Origin of the sequence: Microvirga sp. VF16 (assembly GCF_016864375.1) — a bacterium.
Classification (GTDB): domain Bacteria; phylum Pseudomonadota; class Alphaproteobacteria; order Rhizobiales; family Beijerinckiaceae; genus Microvirga.
The window spans coordinates 70,297-89,669 of the sequence record NZ_CP069357.1 but is presented as its reverse complement, the minus strand read 5'-3'; the positions used below and the strand labels follow the sequence as shown (position 1 = coordinate 89,669).

Genomic DNA, 19,373 nt, shown 5'->3' with positions numbered 1-19,373 from the left:
GGTGATCTGTAACGAGGAATTCGGCCGCGGGCCTTAGTTCAGCTGGCGTCCAGCCTCTCGCTCCCGATCAACGATCGTCTTCACGTTCCGGGCTAGGTTCACCATCTTGTTCCTTGGGAACGCGAGACCGAGATCCTTGGCAAACTGCGAAATCGAGTTGCATACCCGACCGAGGCCCTCCCGAGCATGGATTTTGGCATAATGGGTAGCTGCCAATCCAAAAGCCTGCTCAATCGTCTTCCCGCTGGCGAGGTGTCGGAGCATGTCGCGTCCAAACGGCGTCCGGGCGGCGACAGCGTTCAGAGCGGATCGGTGGGCGAACTGGGCGGCCTGGAGCGTCTGCTGATTTTGCCGAAGCAAAGCGATCTGGGCGTGAGCCGCTTCCAGATCCTTCGGTTTGGTGATCATAGCTAAATCCATAATCTGCGCTCCTATTGGCGAATTATGGATAACACAATCCGAATTAAACTTCAATGAATCAGCCTGCGCCGTTCCTCGTTGGAGCGTTTAGACCGTGAGCGCCAGATCCTGGGCGCGAGGCTGACTCGTCGTGGTCAGTCCAGCAAAAAAACTGGTTTGTCTCCACTACGAATCCGGCGTCAGTGAGAGCCGTGACAAGCTTCTGGGCTTCAGCGGCCGGGTCCGAGACATCTTCCTTCACCCACGCCTCCCGATGGTGATTGTATGAGAAGCCGTGCTTGCGAACCTTCGATTGTATTTTGTTGCGACGGGTTTCAGAAAACTGGCCCATGTAACCGAAGCGAAATGCGAGGGGGCGCCAGAGTAAGCCGTATGCCTCGTCGCGGAAATTAAGCTGCACGGGCGGGATCGACGTTGTTTTCATTGTGAGCCTCAAAGGAGTGATTTGTGCTGATTGACGATCTCCGCTTCTCATTATCTTTGAGAAGTTTCTCGTTTTCTGGGGTCAGTTTCTCACTATTCGTCGAACTGAGAACGCTTCCTGTATGGCAGGACTTCCTGATGGCTCGCGCGATATGTTTGGCATAGACGGCACAGGCCTTCCAATATGCAGCCATAGGCCCCTTCTTCTTAAGCCACGAAGCCTGGGCTTTGGATTCCGCATCCTTTGAGAGGTTATCAAGAAGGCTCGCCAAAACGAGCTTTGTCTCGTCCGAGAGGCTATAGACTGCCTTGAAGGCAGGGAGCGCCAGGATCGGGTTGCGGACCTCAATCCGGCTGGAGCGGGGAATTGGTGATGTCATCGGCAGTATCCTGCTTTGTCCTAGAACAGGCTCAATTGCATTGGGGCAGGCGGCGCTGGGTTGATCACGCGCATTAGGAGGTCAATCATTTTGGCAGCCTCGTCGCGAGCTCGCGCTGAGAGGCAACTGTTCCCCGATTCGATTTGCCTCTTAAACCAGGTCTTGGCGCTGTTTGCATAGAACCTGATGGCATCATCCTTCTCGTTGAAGGCTACGCGATCCCAGACTCCGGGAGCGCAACCAGCACCGCCGATACTGTTGCGAAAGTCATATCCAGTGAGCCAGTGACCGCGCCCGGTCTGGGCGACTTTGACCTTCGCCTGAGATTGGCCGACTTCGGCCATGACGATCTCTTCATGGTCGATGATCACGCCGGCACGGTTGGTTTCGACCTGGTGCCAGCTAGCAAGGGTGACAGTGGCTGCGTCGTACTCATCACCTCGCAGCCCATAGCCGCCGGCCTTAGTGATTAGGTTGGCTAAGTCGATTTGTGGAACCATTCTTGTCCTGTCCTCCGTATTGGCGGGCTGTGCAGCCGGAGCCGAGGCATCGTTCATGCGACGCTCCATGCTGCTGCGGATTGAGAGGGGCTAGTCCTTCTTCTCGAGCAGGGCGGCGAGGTTCGGATTCTGGCGAACGACCTCTTTTACGATCCGTCCCATGGCCTCCTCGATGATCTCGTCGGAAGTCGCCTTGTGGATCGCCTCCTGCCAGTCGTCATTGGTGTCGGCGAAGTGATCGGGGATGCGCTGCATCGCGGCTTTAAAGAAGCGGTTCTCGGCGTCGACCTGACGATCGGATCCCCAATCGGCGTCGGTCTTGCACTTGGCAGCCTCCGACAGCATCAGGAGCGTATTGTAGTTCGGCGCTGTCCCTGCAGGCGGGGAATAGTTGTCCAGGAAGTCCCTGACCAAGTTCCACTCATCAGCCGAGTAGAGGTCTTCCGTGGTTCCATCGTCGAACTCTCGGCAGACACCAAAACGAAGATTCTCAGGAAGCTCACGATCTTGGGGGTCGGGATAATCCACCCACAAGATCAGATCCCGCATGACGTCGTGGAACCTCGGGCAGGTGTCATTGTGCCAGGAGTAATCCTCGAAAGTCGGTGGGAGCTCGGGAATCCAGTCGGCCTGAAAACGGGGGAACTCCCGCTTTCATTGAGGCTGCTCGTCTGTCTGAGGGGCTTCCGGCGCGGCAAGGATCGCCGCGATGGCCTCCGCCTCCTCAGGAACGAAGTACCCGGAAGACTGGGCGGTGGTCAGGATATCGCGCAAGTTCGCGATTGTAGCCTCCTGGCCGGCGGCGAAGCGCGTCTTTGCGAAAGTGACAAAGGTTCCGATGACGCTCAAGGCCTGACGCGGCGTGGCACTCGAATTGAGCCACCATTCGTTAGTGGGATGATATGCGCCGATCAGACAGGTCGGATCATCCGGGTTGTCGGGGAGGGACGCCCCATCTTAGGCCGTGAGCCAGAAATACCAGCCGTCCTCATAGTGACGAGCATAGGCAAGACATCCGCCCCCAGTATGGTCGACATCCAGCTGAGATTGTTCGGCCAGCGCCTTCATCGGATCTGGTTGGCGCTGGATCGTTTTCTCAATCGCGTCCGAGAAGTGATGGGCAGCAATTTCACGATCCACTCTGGTCGCGGACTCCGCGGCGATCCGCACCATTTCCATGATCTGGGGAATGCGAAGCGGAGTCACCGCTGCGCCAGCCCCACCGTAGTCTGCCGGAAAGATGTCGCGGCGGAACGCATGGGCCTTGGCCTCCGGGCTCTTAGCATAGCGCTCAAGTGCCTCAAGGATCGTCGCGACGTCATTCAGGTCGAACTCGCCGCTAAGCGGGAATTTGGGAAACATAGGCTGCCTTTCTTAAGACAAGCGATGAAGGGTGAGGGCCGCGTCAGGCGGTCGGCACTGCCAGGCCCTTGGGCAGAGGGTGGCGACGAAAGTCGGGGCGCTGATCGAAGCGAAGGGCGGAGGCGCCGAGGTAGGTCAGCGAAGGCTCGGAAGCGATGAAACGCCGGCCGAGATCGAGAGCGACCTTTCCCGTCGTGTTCGATCCGGCCATGGGGTCGTAGACAACCTGACCTGGTTCGGTCGTGAGCAGGATCACCCGCTTCGGGATTGCCTCGGGGAACCGCGCTGGGTGCGGAGGCAATCCAGCTTCTCTGCACCGGCGGCTGAATTGATCGTTGCCTGGAGCTCCCGCGGCGACAATCAGGTTGCCCGGGAGTGGGCCATCACCAGTTGGGGCAAAGGCCCTTTCATTGATGTTGTAGCCGCAGGGCCGCTTGCTCGACGGCCGTTTCTGGGCTCGATTCCAGGCTGCAACTGTCGAGGCCGCATATGGCTCGGCCGGCAGTCGGCGGGTGTCCCAATTTGGGTTGGGGCTCCCGCTGAAGAACAGGAGGTGCTCAAGAGTGTTGCGCGGGCGCACTCGCATCTTAGAGGCCCACTGGATGTTGCCCATCTTGGTGGGGCTGTGCCACACGCTCCTGCCTGCCAGGTGGAGACCGTGATCGTCGATGCAACTGAGCGTCAGCCTTTCGATATAGGGCGAGAGATTGGGTGTCCCGCTCACAAAAGTATCCATGACGTTCAGGCAGATGGTGCCATCGGGAGCCAAAAGGCTCTTCCACGTTCCGATCAAAGACCTCATCCACGAGAGCCATTCGGGAACGGAAAAGCGCCCATACTCGCGAGAGACAGTCGGGTACGGGGGACTGGTAAAAATTAGATTCAGCGAGCCTGGCTCTATCGCCCGTCCTGCATCCTCGGCATGGGCCCAGAGCGCCACCCCGTCATCGAGCGAGTAGATGAGGACAGCGACGCCGCGGCGAACCTTCTTGAGTTTGGCATAGCCGGGATCGGCCAATTCCCAGATTCCACGGTCGCCTTTATGGATCAGGCCGGCCATCACGGCGTTCTGGCGAGCCCATCGGACCGCTTGCGGAAAGACTGAGTATGTCTGGCCATCTCCGCAGGTGCGCTTCTGGGAGCGTAGATCGTCTGGAACATCAAGCCGGTCAGCAAGCCGCTCATAGAGATCGCTCGGCTTGGCGCGTCCGCCATGAGATTCCAGTTCTTCGAGCAAGGGCAATTGCAACAGCCCCTGAAGCGAGGGCCGAGCAGTGAAGGTACGGGCGCGCTCTTCGGTTTGGACGCCTTTTTCGACGCGTCGGGCGCGTGCTCGCGCCGCCGTGGCTTCGGAAGATTTCATGTCAGGTACTCAGTTTGCTCAACTAGATCCCGACATGAAAAAAGCCGGACGGGTGTCGTCCGGCTAAGTTGGCTCCTCGCTTCAGGGAGAATGAAATTCTAGTCTTGCCAGGGATCGTCCTCGTTCCCGCCAAGGCCGTCGCTACTGCCGCCGTTATCGGCCCCGTTGCCGCTCCCATTGCCCATGAGGATTAGGTCGCCGCCGAATCGTTGAAGCACAAGATCCGTCACCTGCTTTTCAACGCCCTTGCTATCTGTGAAGGTGCGATACTGGATCTTGAGCCCCATGAGCTGGATCGGATCGCCCTTCTTGACGTACTTCTCGACGGTTTCGATCAGGTTCGGATTGTAGATGACGACATTGTGCCACTCGGTCTTGGACTTCTTCTCGCCGTTCTGAGTCCACGTGTCATTCGTTGCGACGCGCAGGTTGGCCACCCTCTCACCACTGCCGAGCGTGCGGATCTCGGGATCTCGACCTACATTGCCGAGGATCTGGGTTTGATTGATCGACTTCATCTTATGGTCTTTCCTAGGTTTCGACCGGAGGGTCGGAGTGAGGGACTTTTGGGGATTGCTTTAGGCGTTGACCAACTTCCGTTGGCTTTGAGGTTTCAGCGGAAAATGATCCCGTTTCTCATTGAAAAAGCAGACATCTTGTGCTTGGGAGGCTTGTCTGCAGCGGCGACCTTCTCAGGCTTCTCATACGCGATGGAAGCGCAATGCCCGCAGTATGGTTTGCCGTTCATCGCAGGCTCGCTGCAGTAGAGCATGGAGACGCCGGTGCCGCTGACGGGATAGCGGCAATGCCGGTCGCGAAGATCGAAGATCGTGAGGCACTTCGAGAGGTCACGTTCTGGCTTGGTCGCGGCGACGGGTGCGGCCTCCTCCAGCATGGGGGCTGGTTCGGGCGCGGCGACCACAACGGCCGGGATGCTGATAATCTCGGCGATGGGTGCTGTGGCGGGAGCTGTCTCAGTAACGACAGGCTGGATCACTTCTGCCACTTCGGCAGTCGTCTTGGCCTTCTCGGCTCGCTTCTTGTAGCGCCGGATAAAGTCTGCGCCTGACGTATTCAGCTTGGTGTCGGTAGTTGCAGCGGCCTCAAACAGTGGCAGGGTAAGGAGAGCTTTGTCCAATGGCTTCCGGGCACTTGCCTTGCGGACGATCCGTGTCCCTTCAACAGGGTGGACGTCACGGGTATCGGGCAGGGCGAGAATGACCTGCACGTCGGACTGACCACGCTTCAGAATGCGCTTTCCGATCATGCGCTGCTTGGGAACGTGATTGCGTGATGGACGCTTCTGGCCGACCTGCCAGCCACGGCGCCAGCAAATCCCGAGGATCTGGGAACGGGTGACGGGAACTTCGGCTGTCGAGATTTCAGCCGCAATGGCTTCGGCTGTGAGCTTGCGAGCGACGAGCTGCTTTATTCTCTCAACGGTTTCGTCGTTCCAGATACCATTGACCTTAATCTGGTTAGCTGGGGCGCCGGATGATTGAGAGGCGATGACCGCGGAGAAGCCGCTGGTCTTGTGAAGAGCCGTTGGTTGCAACGTTTTCATCATATCGACCTTGGTTACGCAAACGTCCGCTTTCGCATTCCATCGCTTAGGACGGGCGTCTGTGTCGTACATCGATGATCATGAACTGCGCGCGGGGCGAGGCCTGATCCTGGTGAAGCCTGCGAGCTTGTTATTTATTAGTCTCACAGGAGAAGCCCGGCCTTTGACTCCCATTCCGTCATAGAATGGTAAGCTTGCCAAAACCGCCGGATCATCTAGCGGCTTGCCGTAGCTCCAATGTGGCCGAATTATGCCGTCTGGGCCTCGAACCGTCAAGGCAGAAACGAATTAGTAAGGGGTCGCCCGAATTAGAAAGCAGCTCCAGAAAACATGATTCGAGCCGATCCGAGCGGGGGCGTCGCCAATGGGCCGCACCCGCCTAGCAGGAAAATATGTTCTAGTTCAATGATGTACGAAGCCCATCCGGAGGCCTTTGGCCTTCTTGTGGGAAAGCTCCTCCTGCAAGGCTGCGACAAACCAGCCCGGGTCCTCCTTAATTCGGAGAACCGAAGCTTTCTGCAAAACCACGTCAAAATCACCAGGGGTGAGATTTGTGAGCTGGAGGAGGTCGGCCGGAGCTGGCATGTTGAAGAAGCGGGTGAAGGCCTTCGCTGCTAGTTCTGGGGTAAGAGCCTCGAATTCGAGCTTGAACACAAAACGGCGCAGGATGGCAGGGTCGATGTCCCGCTTGTGATTGGTCGAGCAGAAGACCGGAAGGTCATGGCTGTCCAGGTGGGTCAGGAAAGCATTTGTCAGGGTCTTCTGGTAGTCGTGGGTCGCGGTCTCGCGATCAGAGAACATCGTTTCAACTTCGTCCATGATGATTGCGAAGTTGTGCTTCCGGGCATCGGCGAACATCTTGTCGACGGCTTTCTCGGACTCCGAGAGCCAGCGGCTCGTTAAATCCGAGTAGCGATAGACCTTCGACTGATAGCCCATTTGGTGGGCGACATAGCGGCCGAAGGCGCTCTTGCCCGTGCCAGCCACGCCGTCGATCAGGACCGGCATGCGCCCGCGGGGCGCAGTGGTCATCTTTTCGATCAGATCCGGCAAGTCCTGCTCGCAGACGTACAGGGACATATCGAGGTCTGCGATTGCGATCGCGGGCGTCACCGAGGCCGAGGATCTGGCGATGACCTCCAGAGCGGATTGAGCCGATCCTGTCATCACCGTCGAGTAGACGGCCTGGCGCCGCTGGGCTGGGGTGAGGTCAAGCCTTGCGATGGCGGCGATGTCGGTTTGCGGCAGTTCCTGACCTGGGAGGGTTTGGGCAACGGCTTTGATCTCGGCAATGCGCTCCTCGTAGGAGGGCTGGGGCGGCTGATAGGCGAGGGTGAGCCGGTTTGCGATCGTCGCAATCAGCGGGATCTGAGAACGGGCAGGACCAATGATCGGGGTTTTGCCGTGGCTGATGATCGATCCAAGCATCAGGTGCGCGAGGTTCGGCCCTATGTCGTATCCCTTGATGACTTCGGGATCATCGGGGCTGACCATGGGCTCGTTCGACGGTGAGGCTTCGAAGAGCGTCGGATAGGTCGGGACGAGGATCGCAGCGGGAAGGTCCGCATAGACTGCGGCGAGAACGGCGATGTCCATGATGACGTCGCGGGTTTCCCGATAGTGGCGCTGGATCTTCAGCGGGAGCATGCCGTGAGATGACAGGACATGCTCGATCCGTGCTGCCGCATAGTCGAGATCCTCGCCTGGATGGTACGTCGAAACAAAGCCAGGAATGGACGATGGGGCGAGCCGTCGAAGGGCATAATACCGGAGGAGGGCAGATGCGAGCTTGTCTTGCGTGGCCGTCGCAGGGTTGGTGTGAGGTGTCGCGGCATTTTCGAGCGCGATCGACAGAGAATGGAGGTTGTGCTGAAGGCTGATCGCTCCGTCCTCAATCGTGAGGATCTTCAGCATGGCACACGGCAGGGACGCGAGCTCGCCTGCCAGAACATTGGCGTCGGTCGCCCAATTGGCGGCATCGATGGAGTTCTGCAGAAAGGCCAGGCCTGAAATAAGAATGCTCTGTGCTTCCGCGCCGTCAGCAGAAGTCGGACGGAACAATGAAGCCTTGCGGTCTTCCGTGGTGAAGGCGGAGAGCACCTCGGCGAATGCCGGATAGCGACGGTCCATCAAAATCGTCAAGACCGGCCACTGAAGAGACGGCTTCCCATCGCTGACAACAAGAGAAAGCCGCTCGATCGCTTTCAGATCGGCGGCGAAGAGGTGATCGGTTAAAACTCGGCTCGACCATTCTCGGTGCAGTGCGACGGCATTCTTCTTGTTTGCCGCCTGCTTCGGCATTACACGCGATAACATTGCGAGAAGATAGAGAGCAAAATTCATAATGACCCTTGGCCTGTGGCGGGCTTCTTTTGGGGATTGAGAGGGGTAGGCTGCGGATTAGGTCAGCGTCGACCTAAATCCGCCTGAGCCTGGGTCTGAGGTTTCACAGGAATGCGAACAGGCGAGTTATTCACCTTTGCATCCTGGGCGAAATACTCCGGTGGGATGCCATTCTCGAAGATCGCGATCCGGCAGTCAGGGGTAAGTGCGAGACGTTCGATCTCATTGCCTCGAAGCGCGATGATGCCGTCGGCCTTCGCCACCTGAACGGGGAGTTGCTGGCGAGGTTGAACATTCTTGAGCATGCCGGCGATGCTGCCGTTTCGCCGGAACGAGATGAGATCCACCGCGAAGTTGAGATCCCGTGTCATGAAGTCGAAGGTCGTCTCAGCGCTCAGGATCGTGGCAAATCCCGTCGACGGAGCCATAGAGGCGCGATGCGAGAGTCCAACGGCGGCCCGGACGGGCGAGCTGGCGAACTCTACGGCAACGGGATGCATGGCCGTTGGGCAGACGAAGGCGGCAGCCCGGATGACGTTGTTCGTGAAGCATCCATCCGTGGACGGCTGCTGCGCGCACATCGAGCTGTCGCGGGTCTGCTCGGCAGGCGATTCTGATGTCAGCGAGACCCGTGAGATCAGGTCATTCTGAACCCGTGTCACGATCTTCTTGGCGCTGGGCACGGCCTCGAGGATCTTGGTCGGGCTTCCAGCGGTCAGAACCAGGGCCGCGGCTGTCGCCACCGTTCCGATCAGAACAAGGGAGCCACGGCGCTTCTTTGGCGGCTGGTTCTTATTCATCAGACGCTGCCGCAGCGCCTCCTCTTCGTTCACCGAGATCCCTGTCCCCCAATCATGATCGTAGGAGACATTGACCTCGGAGGCCGCGGCGCGGCTCCACGGCCAGCGACGCGATTTACGGGCCTCTGGAGCATGGTATGGGCCAGGAAGGGTGTTGCCTGGGACGGAAGCGAGGGTGGGAGTAGCTTCGACGGAAACCGGGTCGGGAAGAGGGCCAAAGGATTCGAGATAGGGATCGTGTACGTCGATCACAGGATTATCCGGATCGATGGGTCCTGCAGAGCCAGCTTCGGCAGATGCCTCATCCTCGGCGGGTTCGGCATTGGCCACGGATCCGATCACGTCGCCGGCATTGTCATCTGCTGCGAAAGGCTCGACCTTCTGCCCAGCCTCTCCCAACGGCGTGCCGGTGAAGCCTCCGGCCAGAACCACGAAATCGTTTGTCTGGGTGTCGTCCGTCCCCGGCTCCGGGATTGGATCTTCCGCTGTCGGTTGGAGCTGGCCGCCGACGAGAAGAATGAAGGAATCGTCGACCATATCGGGCCCTCCCGGGTTCGACGGCTGCGGCTGGTCGGCATCTTTAGGGGCGGCGCCAGACTTCGAGGGCCAAAAGCGTGTCAGGTTCATGATCTTATGCCCGCTTTGCAGCCTTGCCCTCAGAACGGGCATTCGGGGAACCCAGGCTCTTGAGATAGGCAATATGCGAGTCGATCTCAGCGGCCGCGACGTCCGATTTCAGGAGGTCCCGGGCCTCGGCTTCTTTGCCAGTCATCACGAGGACGACAGCGAGGTTCTGGCGGACCTTCTGGTCAGCACCAGGCGCAACGGAGGCTTTGCGGAGATACTGTTCGGCAGAGGCCATGTCGCCGGTCACAGCATAGGAGAGACCCATGTTGGTCAGGACCATTGGATCCTCCGGCTGGATCTTCAGTGCAGCGGTGTAAAGGGAGCGGGCGCGATTGTGGTCGCCGGACTGATCCGCGATCACGCCTTGAGCCGAAAGTACCCGCCAGTCGGGGTTATCCGGCGTATGAGCTCGATCCAGAACATTCGAGGCGAGTTGGGTTTTGCCAACGGCGATCAGCGACTTGCCGTAGGCCGCGATCACCCCTTTGTCGTTCGGGAAGCGGAGAGCCGTCTGCTGGAGAACGGCAGCCGCTTCGTCATTCCGATCGAGGGAGTTGAGAGCCTTTGCATAGGCCAGAGCAGCCGCCGGGTTGTCCGGCTGGGAACGGTAAGCCTCTCCCAGACGCTCAGCTTCAGAGCGGATCTGGCCCTGAGAAGGCGGGCCCGAAAGACCGAGGCTTCCGGTGGTTGTGGTGCATGCGGAGGCCAAAAGCCCAGCGGCCGAAATCAGCGCAGCACGGAGGATGAGGCTGTGTCTCATATCAATGTCCCGGTTAAAACGACGATTCGTGTTTTTCTATTTCGCCACTTTTCGCATTTTCGCGTGCGAAGGGAAACGGGTTCAAAGCGTTCCGCACGCTAATTCGCAGCCTCAATCGGCGGCAATGCGAGCTGGTCGGGCAAGAAGTGGAAGTCGACCCGAGCATCGGAGGCACAATCTGGGTCAGGCCCAGACGCCAAAAGTTCAACCAGGCCATCGATTTGATCCAGCCGGATCGGGGATTGGAGCATCAGGAGCGATGAGCCGGTTAAGCATGTTTGGGAAAACTCGACCGGAGTTGTTGTGATGAGCGCTTCCGGGTGATCCTGGCTTAGACCGACTGCGGTCCATTGCGCTGCTGCTCCGTCGAGAGAAGCAAAGAGTGGAATGGCACCCGCTGCGTTCTGAACAGCGACTAGATATGTGAGCATGATTCGAGAATGTCCTGATGGTGATTCTTGTTGTCGGACCGGTAAATCGTGGGCTTGAATGGCCGCCGTGACCTGATCTCAACGCTTTAGGCGAAATATTTTTCTGTCAGGTTGTTTGTTGTTAAACGCCGCTGAACACTTTCGTCAGCGAGTAGTCGCTGGATGAACTTGCAAGCCAAATCGATGAAGGGCGACGTTCTGAGCGTGTTTATACATCTTCAAAACTAGCCCATTCCGTTTCGCATACCCCGCATTTTATTTCGGAGTGCACCAGGCGCCGGGCACCCTAAGATTTGAACTCTCTGGCGCGAGGTTTGAAAAATCCAGCCGGCAAGTGGAGTAACGTTTCCGTCTACTTGCGGCTCGATTATGAGACAGTATGTGTGAAGGCAATTCTGAAACGCTTTGCAACTGATCCCGGCAGGGGATTAGATACTGTCCCGTCGTAAGAAGTATACCGTGAACTCAATCTTGTGACCTCGGAAGTGTTTGCGCTGACCCGCTACGATTGACCGCCGTTCAATGTATTGTCCTGACTTCCGCCTGCAATTGATGGACGTTGCGCTCTCCCGATCTCGATGGCATGTTCATGGGGAACCCGGCAATGTCGCCTCTTCCTGGTGAGCCAACATTGTCGAAGCGGGTCTACGCCCGTCTGACTGGGCGGAACTGACAGCCGTTGATTTTCATCCGGCATGTCGTTCCGCCTCTTTTTTACCGAACAGCGGGAACACAAGCGAAGGCCTCGGATCGTGCGTCCGGCTTGCTGCCATTCTCGCGATGATCTCCCGCATGCCCGGCTGGTGCGAGGCTGACTTGCTAACGATGCTGTGGAGATAGCCGCCGGGGTTCGAGATCCGCCCATCCTCATGACCCTGCAGAATGACCAGAAGGCTCAAGGAAGCCTCAATCGGACCCAGGGACCGCTGGGCTTCATCCCATAGCTTTCCTGAAATACCGAGGAGTCCTCTGAGCTGGTGAATGCTTGATGCCAGCTTCTGAACCGATGAGAAGGCGTCAGGATAATATTGGGAGAGGGCGGGGCAGGCTTGCTGCACCTGATTCAGGTCCAAGGATATGTCTTTGGTACGCTCCTGCTGGATCTCTGACCTTGGGGCGGAGGGCGCAGCCTTGATGCCATTCACATCTCCGGCAGCCCTTTGATTCAAAGAGTCATCTTTTTTATGAATCAGATTAGGATTCTGGGTGAATCCTTTGTCGCCTGCGGACGATGAATCTTCGACCAATTCGGTTGCATCGAGATGCTGGCTCCAAGCGGACTCAGCCGAAACTTCGAGTGTGATAAGTGACGACAGGAGCGTGTGCAGGTCAGTCAGCGAGGCCTTCACCGTTCGGGTAGGGCGGCTCAGCGCCATGCCGTACTGCTCTCCAAGACGAGCGAAGGTTGTAGAGAGCTCGATCCAAGGACCGGCGATTTGGCTGTCCTGGCCGCCGGCGATCAGGCGGATGACCTTGATCCGGGTTTCAGAAATGAGTTGAGCGAGCTTCTTTCGCTCCGCGAGTTCAGCCTGATGAGTTTCGGCCAGTTCAAGAAACTCCTCCCGACGGATCATCAGGGGAGTGAGGTTGATGCCGCAGGCCTGAACGATGCGATTATTGACACGCGTACCGAAGCGTTTGCGGGTCGCGCTGTCGCTGTGGGTGATCAACCCCATTTGGACCAGGCGCCGGAGGTGTACCTGAATGCTGCGAACATCGACCCCGACACGATCGGCGAGGGCGGCATTGGATGGCCATACCACGGGGCCGATCTTGCGATCCTCCCAGTCAATCGGATGTGAGAGATCACAAAGGACGCTGAGGAGCCGCCACGTGGTCGGGCGGAGTTTAAGGGCCGGAGCTGCCTTCTTGAGGGCGTAGAGCACCGCCGACTTGGTAGTTGGCTTTTCGTTAACGAACTTTTCTTTCACGGCCCGTTCGACACGGGCGTGCGCAGCCGACATCGGCCGCAATCCTTGCGGATTCATGGTCTTGACCCCGATTGTTTTTGGACAAGCGAGACCGATCGCCGAAACGACGTTTCCAGTTGACAGGGATGTCGGGGGGGTCTAAGAACAACGACGCCAATCACGTTCTTAGTCCGGTCCCGTTGGGTTCAGTCCTTCCGATACCGGCCTCTTCAAAACCCCTGCCGCGCCAACGGCGGGGTTTTTGATTCTTAGGCCTTCTTCAAGCCGTTCATGTCCTCATGTGTTGGATCGATCCGAGAAAATGCCGCCAAGCATTTCGGGCCGACTTTTAGATGTGAATACTGGCCCAGGACTCTTGCTCCAGACGCGCCAACGCCTAAATTCCGAATCTGATGGGCCAAGTGGATTCACACCGGCAAGGTGGGTTGAGTCAAGGGCAACCGAATTAAAACGCGGATTGCCAGAAATAGAGTTAAAAGGCCCACCCCTCGAATGCGGTCTTCCCGGATAGGCTGTTTTGAAATTCCGATTGCGATTCGGGGTAGTTGACAGCGTGGCAGCTTGCCATTTCCGAATTCTTGTGCTTCGTAAACTCGTTCTCAAATCAAAATTCGGATTTTCGAAATGGGAACAAGGGGAACGAGAAAGCGGCAAACTTGCGAGCTTCGGAAATTGCCAGCGAGCGCGCAACTTTAGATCGCTCCGTAACTTGTACTGGACCGGGCTTTGTTAATCCAACCCGGCCAGTGGCGGTTCTGGGTTTGAATGTGGTATTTGGGGGAACGGATGACCCGTAGGTCGTTTTCGGAAGACGATTTCTCTGAAAGCAAAACGCTTCAGAATGTGAGCGCAAACCTTCAGACCATCAAGAAGTTGATGGGGTGGGGAACCACGGAGATGTCGAAGCAGATCGGCATCAGCGACCGGCATCTCGATAGCTTGCTTCGGATGACCTCGAATGTGACCGTTCTGGTCCTTGAGAAGATCGCCGAGGGTCTAGGAATTCCTTTCCAGCGCCTGACAGGAACTCGGATCATCGTCAGAGGCCACGTTTCTGGCGCCAACTTCCTTGAGGAGCTCCAGCAGGAGTCCTGGCAGATTAGCAGCGAGGACATTGACGCCCCGGTGGCTCGGTCGTCCCGTGAGGCTCCTTCGCGCAAGGCGAAGAAGGAAACGAAAGCACCGGAAGAGCCGGCACTGCCTCCTGGAATGGAGGGGATCTTCCAGCGCCTTATCGATGTTCAGGAGCGGCTCACAAAGGATCAGAGCCGGACTGACGCCAAGGTCGATAAGCTGGCCGAGCAGATGCAGGACCTGGCCAGCGCGGTCAGAGGTCAGGCACCGTCGGCGGCTGCCGCCAAGAGTAAGGCCGCCGGTTCGGGACGCGGTGCAAAGGGATCGCGTAAAGGACGGACGGGTTCGGAGGAGACCTCGTCCAAGTCAGGCAAGGGCGGACGGGGTGCGGCAGCCCGTTCCAGCGCTGGCGCGACGGTCTCAAGTGGGCGTACCGCGGGTCCAGACGGAGACCTGTTCGACCGGAGCGCTCCTGAGGCTCCCAAGCGCCGTGGCCGACCGCCTAAAGCCGAAGGCGCAAGCCGGACGACCCGCGAGGCAGCCTTAAAGTCCCGAGGGCATGAGAGCGTCAAGAAGGCCAGCCCTTCCAAAGAGGAAGGGCGCAAGAAGCGCCCCTACAACCGGAAGAAATAAAAAAAGCCCGCTCGGAAGAGCGGGCTTTCTCGTATCGGCTGGGAGAGACGGGAAGCCGGCTCTCCTGGTTAGAACACCATCGTGAAGACGTAGGCGATTGCGGCCAGAGCAGCGAGGAACGCCCCGATCTTGACGACGGTCCAGCCGAGGACGAGCGCCATCTTGACGGCGCCGAGCGCCAGCAGGACGCCGAGGGCGCCAAAGACGCCTTCGTTATAGACCCACATGATCATCGCATGAGCGATCACGATGAAGGCGACAGTGGGGGCCAGGGCCTTGAGCTCGACCCGGAGAGCTTCCTTGAAAGTCATGGCAGGATCCGTTTCTTATTCTTTTTATTGGATCCAGCGCGGGGATGTCTAGGCTAGCGTCTAGTCCGTGCTGGTTCTTATCATTGTTCTTGGCACGGCCGCTTTTGCCGCCGTTCTTTTTGGGGTTTCAGAAGACCCCTTATTCACCTTCAAAGTCAAAGCTTCAAAAAGTGTCTCCCTGACCGGAACCGGTCAGGGGCAGCGTTCACCAGGGCATGCCGAAATAGAGATCCTGCTGCCCTGCTCTCCTATCGTTGTCAGCGCGTGGGGTCTCGGAGTTCGGGGACGAAGGACGAGGGACCACGACGTGGGGGATTGTTCCTAGCGCTCTCACGAGCGCCTCAATGAGACTGATCTTATCTCTTGTGAGATCTCCCGATCCGGACACCGGAACGACCGCGCTGATGGAACGCCCCAGAATCGTGTCTCCGTCCCATACGCTCTGGGGCGCCGCCTGGACTCGAATTGGAGATTCGGGATCAGGGAGGGAGACTGGGGTGAGACCGTTCCTGACCGACAGCCGGTCGGTATCAATGACCGCTCCAAGTATGGAATGGGCCGATCCGAGATCATTGAGCCCCCTGACCTCGATGACGTCGCTAAGGGCAGCGGGATGTCGGCAGCGGTCAGCTTCGGCAGCATGCAGCGCTCGACACAGGGGAACTCCGTACTCCTTTAATATATGGCGCAGTTGAACCTGCGGGTCCGGCTCGACGAGACGGAAGGGAATCGTGACCTCCGCATGACCGACCCTGGGGGTGTGGAACATACATATTAAGATAGCAAACCGAATTAGGCGACGGTATTTTAGCTACGTAACTCGGCCTGGCCGTTCTCGAATCATAATTTGGGAGCCGGATTGGCCCGAAGCCCGCGCACGCAACGTTTCCGAGGTTTCCATGGACAACGATCTGATATCCACCAACAAGCCTAATACTACCGACCAGTCATCGGGTTCAAAAGGCCTGTTGAGCTCAATCAAGGGGAGTTTGTCCGACGTTGGCAAGCGGGCGGTCGATGGCGCAGTGGACCTCGTGACACCCGAGGGTCTGAACGCATTCTCCGGTCGCATGCATCTCCACGGGGCCGACGGTACGGCACCAGCCAGCCTCAAGGATGTTGACAGCGTTCTCTCAAAGGCAGGCTCAAAGGGACTCGACGCCCTCATGGGGCCGAACTTCGAGAAGCAAGCTCTGCGGGGTGCGGAGGAGGTGTTCTCGCGCATGGCCCATGGCCGTGACCGTACTCGCGTCCGGGACGGTCATGACATCAGTGGCTAATCCTGCGGACAACCGGTTTACCGCGGGTCCATTTTGGGCGGTCTCGGCCATGCGAACAGCCCTAGGGCGGCTCCCCGGTTATGGGCGGCTGAGCCGATTGTATCGGGGCATCGCGATCACAGCGGCCGGGGCGGTCCCGATCTGTCTGTTGCTGGGTACAGGTTGGGGCCTGCTGGGGGGCTTGGTCCTGGCTTTGATTGTCGACCATAGTCTTTGGCTTGGAAGAAACTTTGTGGCCTGGACCACAATCTGGTTTCTCGTCTGGTCGTTTTCGGTTCAAGCCGGATCATACTTTCTACCACTCCACAGCGAGTTCTGGCTGGTTCTGGTCGCGGTCTGGAAAGCCGATGGGAATGTCCTAAGGGAAGTTGGAGTCCCACTCCTTGCTTCCCCGATCGCGTGGTTTGTCCTTGGCTTTCCCGGATCGAAGGGCCTCGACACGCTCTTCAAACATATTCAGCGGGATCTGGTTGAGCTCCCACTGCTCGTGGCTTCCGCCACGGTTTTCACGTTCAGCTGGTCGGCGCCGCAAACTCCGGGTGCCGTCCTGATCGGCTCCACAATTTTCGCAGGGATCATCGGCATGGTTATGAACTTTCTCAGGCGCGGACTGCTCAAGAGCGCGGCGGCAATAGACAATAAGATTGAGGCGTTGGAGACGAGGCAAAGCGGGACGCAGGTTCGCGAGATTAACGTCCTGGCCCTCGGACAATCCGGCCGCCCTAAGCGGTTCGTGTTCGATGATGAGGAGCCTGAAGCGGCGGCCCCACCTGTAGCTCCGGCCTCCTATCCCGCACCGGGAGCACGGGCCCTCGCCGGAGTTGCCGTTTCGCAGGCTTCTGCCCTGGAGGAACCTATCGAACTTACTCCTGACGCTAGCCTTTGGGACGAGGACGGCGGCGATGAAGCGGAGGTTGAGGCACACGGGCAGGGCGAGGACGAAGAGCAGGGGGCCGACGCCGCCGAGGTCTCTCAGGATCTGGTTTTCGATGACTCGCTTTTCGCGAGCGATAATGGACTTGGATCTGAAGCAGGTCCACTTGGAGATGAGGTTTCAAGCGAAATGAGCTTGGGTGCGGAAGAGACTGTGGACGGGGACGCTCGCCGGATTGCGTTCATGGACGCCCGCAAGCTGGTCGATGCCTATCACCTGTTGTCCGAGCAAGCGGCGATCAGCGACGATCCAGTCTCAGTCCGGGAGGCGGTCGGCACGCTGGCCGACATGATTACCAACACGACCCAGCTCTCGCGGGACTGTCTGATGGAAATCGATCATCCTGAAGTGATCGATGGCTGGATCCTCTCTGCAACATTGGACGAGGATGCGGATATTGAACGTGAGATCTACGACCACTTCATGAGCCCCGCGGCGGAGCCGACGGATGAGTTCGCGACGCCGGTCTTAGATAGTGTCGAAGAGGTTTTCACTCAGCCCGTGGTTAATGTCGGCGGACCACCGGAATGGGAAATGGGCACAGCGATCGTAATTGAGGCCCAGGGGGTCGAGGAGCCGCAACCCCAGGAGGCGGCTGTGGGGCCAGTTCTCACTGTGGTCCCGACCGAGGAGGTCGACGTGCCGGTGAAGGAGTCTGAGAAGCCGAGCATCCCGACGCCTTTGCTCGATGGTGACCTCACTGAGGACGAGAAAAGTCTCTTGGAGTCCATCTTGGAGGATCAAGACCTCCTGGAAAATGGCTTGCGGGCCATCGCAGCCTATGACTTCCGACCGAAATCCCTCAGCCTTCTCAGCGGCCGGGTTGGGGCACTCCTGCGGGCCCGTTGGAGCGAGGTGGTAGGGGATTCGCGCCTGCAGCGGGTTTTCATGACCGTCCTCGAACGTGTCGATGACGAGCTATACGAGAGGGTCGGGGTCCGCCGCAGCATCTGTTCCGTACGCTTCACCACGTCTCTCGTCCAGGAAGAGACGGAAACGTTCATGATGGATGTCGAGGCGAAGCTTAATGCTGGGATCGATACGAAAGATGATTACGACTTCCTTCTTGGATGCAGGGACCGGCTTGAAAGCCTGACCGAGGCGTTCGGTGAGGTCGTGCCGAGCCTGAGCGAACTCGCTCAACGATTCCGGAAGGACCTGGAGGCGTCTGGGCGGGTATACGCCGAACCCTTGACCCCGGTGGTGACCGAGCTGACCGGTGTGCACGCGATCGACCCGGGCTCGATCAAGAGGGGAATGGGGCATGTCCTGGCCTCGAGCTTGGATCAGAACGACCGTGATCTCCTCGACGGCTTCATCGCTGTCGCCAAATCGGTGAAGACGCTGGAGCAGAGGGTGATGATGGAATCCCTGCGCCGGCAGACGGACGTGTCGACCCATCCCCTGTACGACTCTGTGATGGCGCTCAAGCAGGAGGCTTTGGCCAGAGCGAAGTCGCTGCAGGACCGCGTCACGCTCTCGGGAGGAGGAGAGACGCGGCTCAAGAACATGCTGCTTTCAGGTGGGGAGGATGCAGCGGAGGTTTTTGCCAATATCCTCCGTTCTGCGCAGGAGGTGGAGAACTACCGGATCGACGGAAAATCGAAGAGTGCCCTGCTCGCGAGCTTGGAATCCCAGATGGAAGCTCTCAACCGGCTTAATGAGGAACATGCGGTCGAGAAGCGGGAACTGCGGAAGCAGGCAGATGCGAACCTGACAAGCGACAGCATCGAGGCTCATATCAGCCTACTGGCTGAGGTGTTCTCGCAGAAGAAGAATGCGGGTAACCACAAGATGGTCACCGACGCTGAGACGGTCCTGACCCGACCGAAAACCGGCCCGGCTCAGGCGATCTACCGCACCAAGGATATCACCTATGCATTCTGCTTCATCTACGGGCAGAACCGCAACGACTGGTATATCAAGGATGCCGAGATGCTGCTCTGCAGGTCGAACTCTATGGCGATCTCACTCAAACAGGCGCGAACCCAGGTCGGTAGCCTTGCAGAGGTGCAGACTGAGAAGGTCCGGATGCGCTTCATCATGGTTCACGGGAACGTGGAGGCGGGGATGGGCATCGCCTTCTCCGCAAAGCAAGCACTTGAACAACCGGATCTGCTTATGAAACCGAGTGAGCTCGATCGCGGCTTGGAAAAGGTCTCGGGGGATGAGCAGGAGGTAAGGCCAGCCGCGTAACGGGCGGTGATCAGAGAAGAGGGGTGCAACAATGCTGTGCG

At 58.4% G+C, this 19,373-nt stretch carries 17 protein-coding genes; 3 read left to right on the top strand and 14 right to left on the bottom strand.

The window, feature by feature from the left end; genetic code table 11:
- Positions 1-33 precede the first annotated feature (33 nt).
- The 13 genes from JO965_RS39455 to repC form a co-directional block, all read right to left on the bottom strand.
- The gene (locus JO965_RS39455) at positions 34-420 is read right to left on the bottom strand and encodes a hypothetical protein (protein WP_203447207.1); all 387 of its coding nucleotides are present in this window, start codon (positions 418-420) and stop codon (positions 34-36) included.
- A gap of 389 nt (positions 421-809) precedes the next feature.
- Positions 810-1,223: a hypothetical protein gene (locus JO965_RS39450; protein ID WP_203447206.1), complete on the bottom strand. Its 414-nt coding sequence runs from the start codon at positions 1,221-1,223 to the stop codon at positions 810-812.
- A 20-nt stretch (positions 1,224-1,243) separates the two neighbouring features.
- Entirely contained in the window at positions 1,244-1,780 is a 537-nt protein-coding gene (locus JO965_RS39445) for a hypothetical protein (protein WP_203447205.1), read from the bottom strand.
- A gap of 33 nt (positions 1,781-1,813) precedes the next feature.
- Complete coding sequence (locus JO965_RS39440) at positions 1,814-2,272, bottom strand: hypothetical protein (protein ID WP_203447204.1); 459 nt, start codon at positions 2,270-2,272, stop codon at positions 1,814-1,816.
- Between the two features lie 105 nt (positions 2,273-2,377).
- Positions 2,378-2,572, bottom strand: a complete 195-nt coding sequence (locus JO965_RS39435; protein ID WP_203447203.1) for a hypothetical protein — start codon at positions 2,570-2,572, stop codon at positions 2,378-2,380.
- 108 nt (positions 2,573-2,680) lie between these two features.
- The gene (locus JO965_RS39430; protein ID WP_203447202.1) at positions 2,681-3,085 is read right to left on the bottom strand and encodes a hypothetical protein; all 405 of its coding nucleotides are present in this window, start codon (positions 3,083-3,085) and stop codon (positions 2,681-2,683) included.
- A gap of 43 nt (positions 3,086-3,128) precedes the next feature.
- On the bottom strand, positions 3,129-4,448 hold the full coding sequence (locus JO965_RS39425; RefSeq protein ID WP_203447201.1) for a site-specific DNA-methyltransferase: 1,320 nt from the start codon (positions 4,446-4,448) through the stop codon (positions 3,129-3,131).
- A 98-nt stretch (positions 4,449-4,546) separates the two neighbouring features.
- A complete protein-coding gene (gene ssb / locus JO965_RS39420; RefSeq protein WP_203447200.1) occupies positions 4,547-4,966 on the bottom strand; it encodes a single-stranded DNA-binding protein in 420 nt (139 codons plus the stop codon).
- A gap of 95 nt (positions 4,967-5,061) precedes the next feature.
- A complete protein-coding gene (locus JO965_RS39415) occupies positions 5,062-6,003 on the bottom strand; it encodes a GcrA family cell cycle regulator (protein WP_203447199.1) in 942 nt (313 codons plus the stop codon).
- Between the two features lie 411 nt (positions 6,004-6,414).
- Positions 6,415-8,142, bottom strand: coding sequence for an AAA family ATPase (locus tag JO965_RS39410; protein WP_203447198.1), 1,728 nt, complete (start codon positions 8,140-8,142; stop codon positions 6,415-6,417).
- 275 nt (positions 8,143-8,417) lie between these two features.
- A complete protein-coding gene (locus tag JO965_RS39405; RefSeq protein WP_203447197.1) occupies positions 8,418-9,692 on the bottom strand; it encodes a DUF192 domain-containing protein in 1,275 nt (424 codons plus the stop codon).
- Positions 9,693-9,786: 94 nt separating this feature from the next.
- On the bottom strand, positions 9,787-10,542 hold the full coding sequence (locus JO965_RS39400; RefSeq protein ID WP_203447196.1) for a tetratricopeptide repeat protein: 756 nt from the start codon (positions 10,540-10,542) through the stop codon (positions 9,787-9,789).
- Positions 10,543-11,659: 1,117 nt separating this feature from the next.
- Positions 11,660-12,961, bottom strand: coding sequence for a plasmid replication protein RepC (gene repC / locus JO965_RS39395; RefSeq protein WP_371827007.1), 1,302 nt, complete (start codon positions 12,959-12,961; stop codon positions 11,660-11,662).
- Between the two features lie 729 nt (positions 12,962-13,690).
- Between repC and JO965_RS39390 the strand changes: the two genes are divergently transcribed.
- Positions 13,691-14,611 carry a hypothetical protein gene (locus JO965_RS39390; RefSeq protein WP_203447194.1) on the top strand — a complete coding sequence of 307 codons (921 nt, stop codon included), beginning with the start codon at positions 13,691-13,693 and terminating at the stop codon, positions 14,609-14,611.
- A gap of 68 nt (positions 14,612-14,679) precedes the next feature.
- Here JO965_RS39390 and JO965_RS39385 read toward each other — a convergent pair whose 3' ends face one another.
- On the bottom strand, positions 14,680-14,922 hold the full coding sequence (locus tag JO965_RS39385; RefSeq protein ID WP_203447193.1) for a hypothetical protein: 243 nt from the start codon (positions 14,920-14,922) through the stop codon (positions 14,680-14,682).
- A gap of 899 nt (positions 14,923-15,821) precedes the next feature.
- Between JO965_RS39385 and JO965_RS39380 the strand changes: the two genes are divergently transcribed.
- Complete coding sequence (locus JO965_RS39380; RefSeq protein ID WP_203447192.1) at positions 15,822-16,202, top strand: hypothetical protein; 381 nt, start codon at positions 15,822-15,824, stop codon at positions 16,200-16,202.
- Positions 16,203-16,434: 232 nt separating this feature from the next.
- Positions 16,435-19,332 (top strand): hypothetical protein, encoded by a 2,898-nt coding sequence (locus JO965_RS39375; RefSeq protein ID WP_203447191.1) that lies wholly within the window; start codon positions 16,435-16,437, stop codon positions 19,330-19,332.
- Positions 19,333-19,373: the final 41 nt, after the last annotated feature.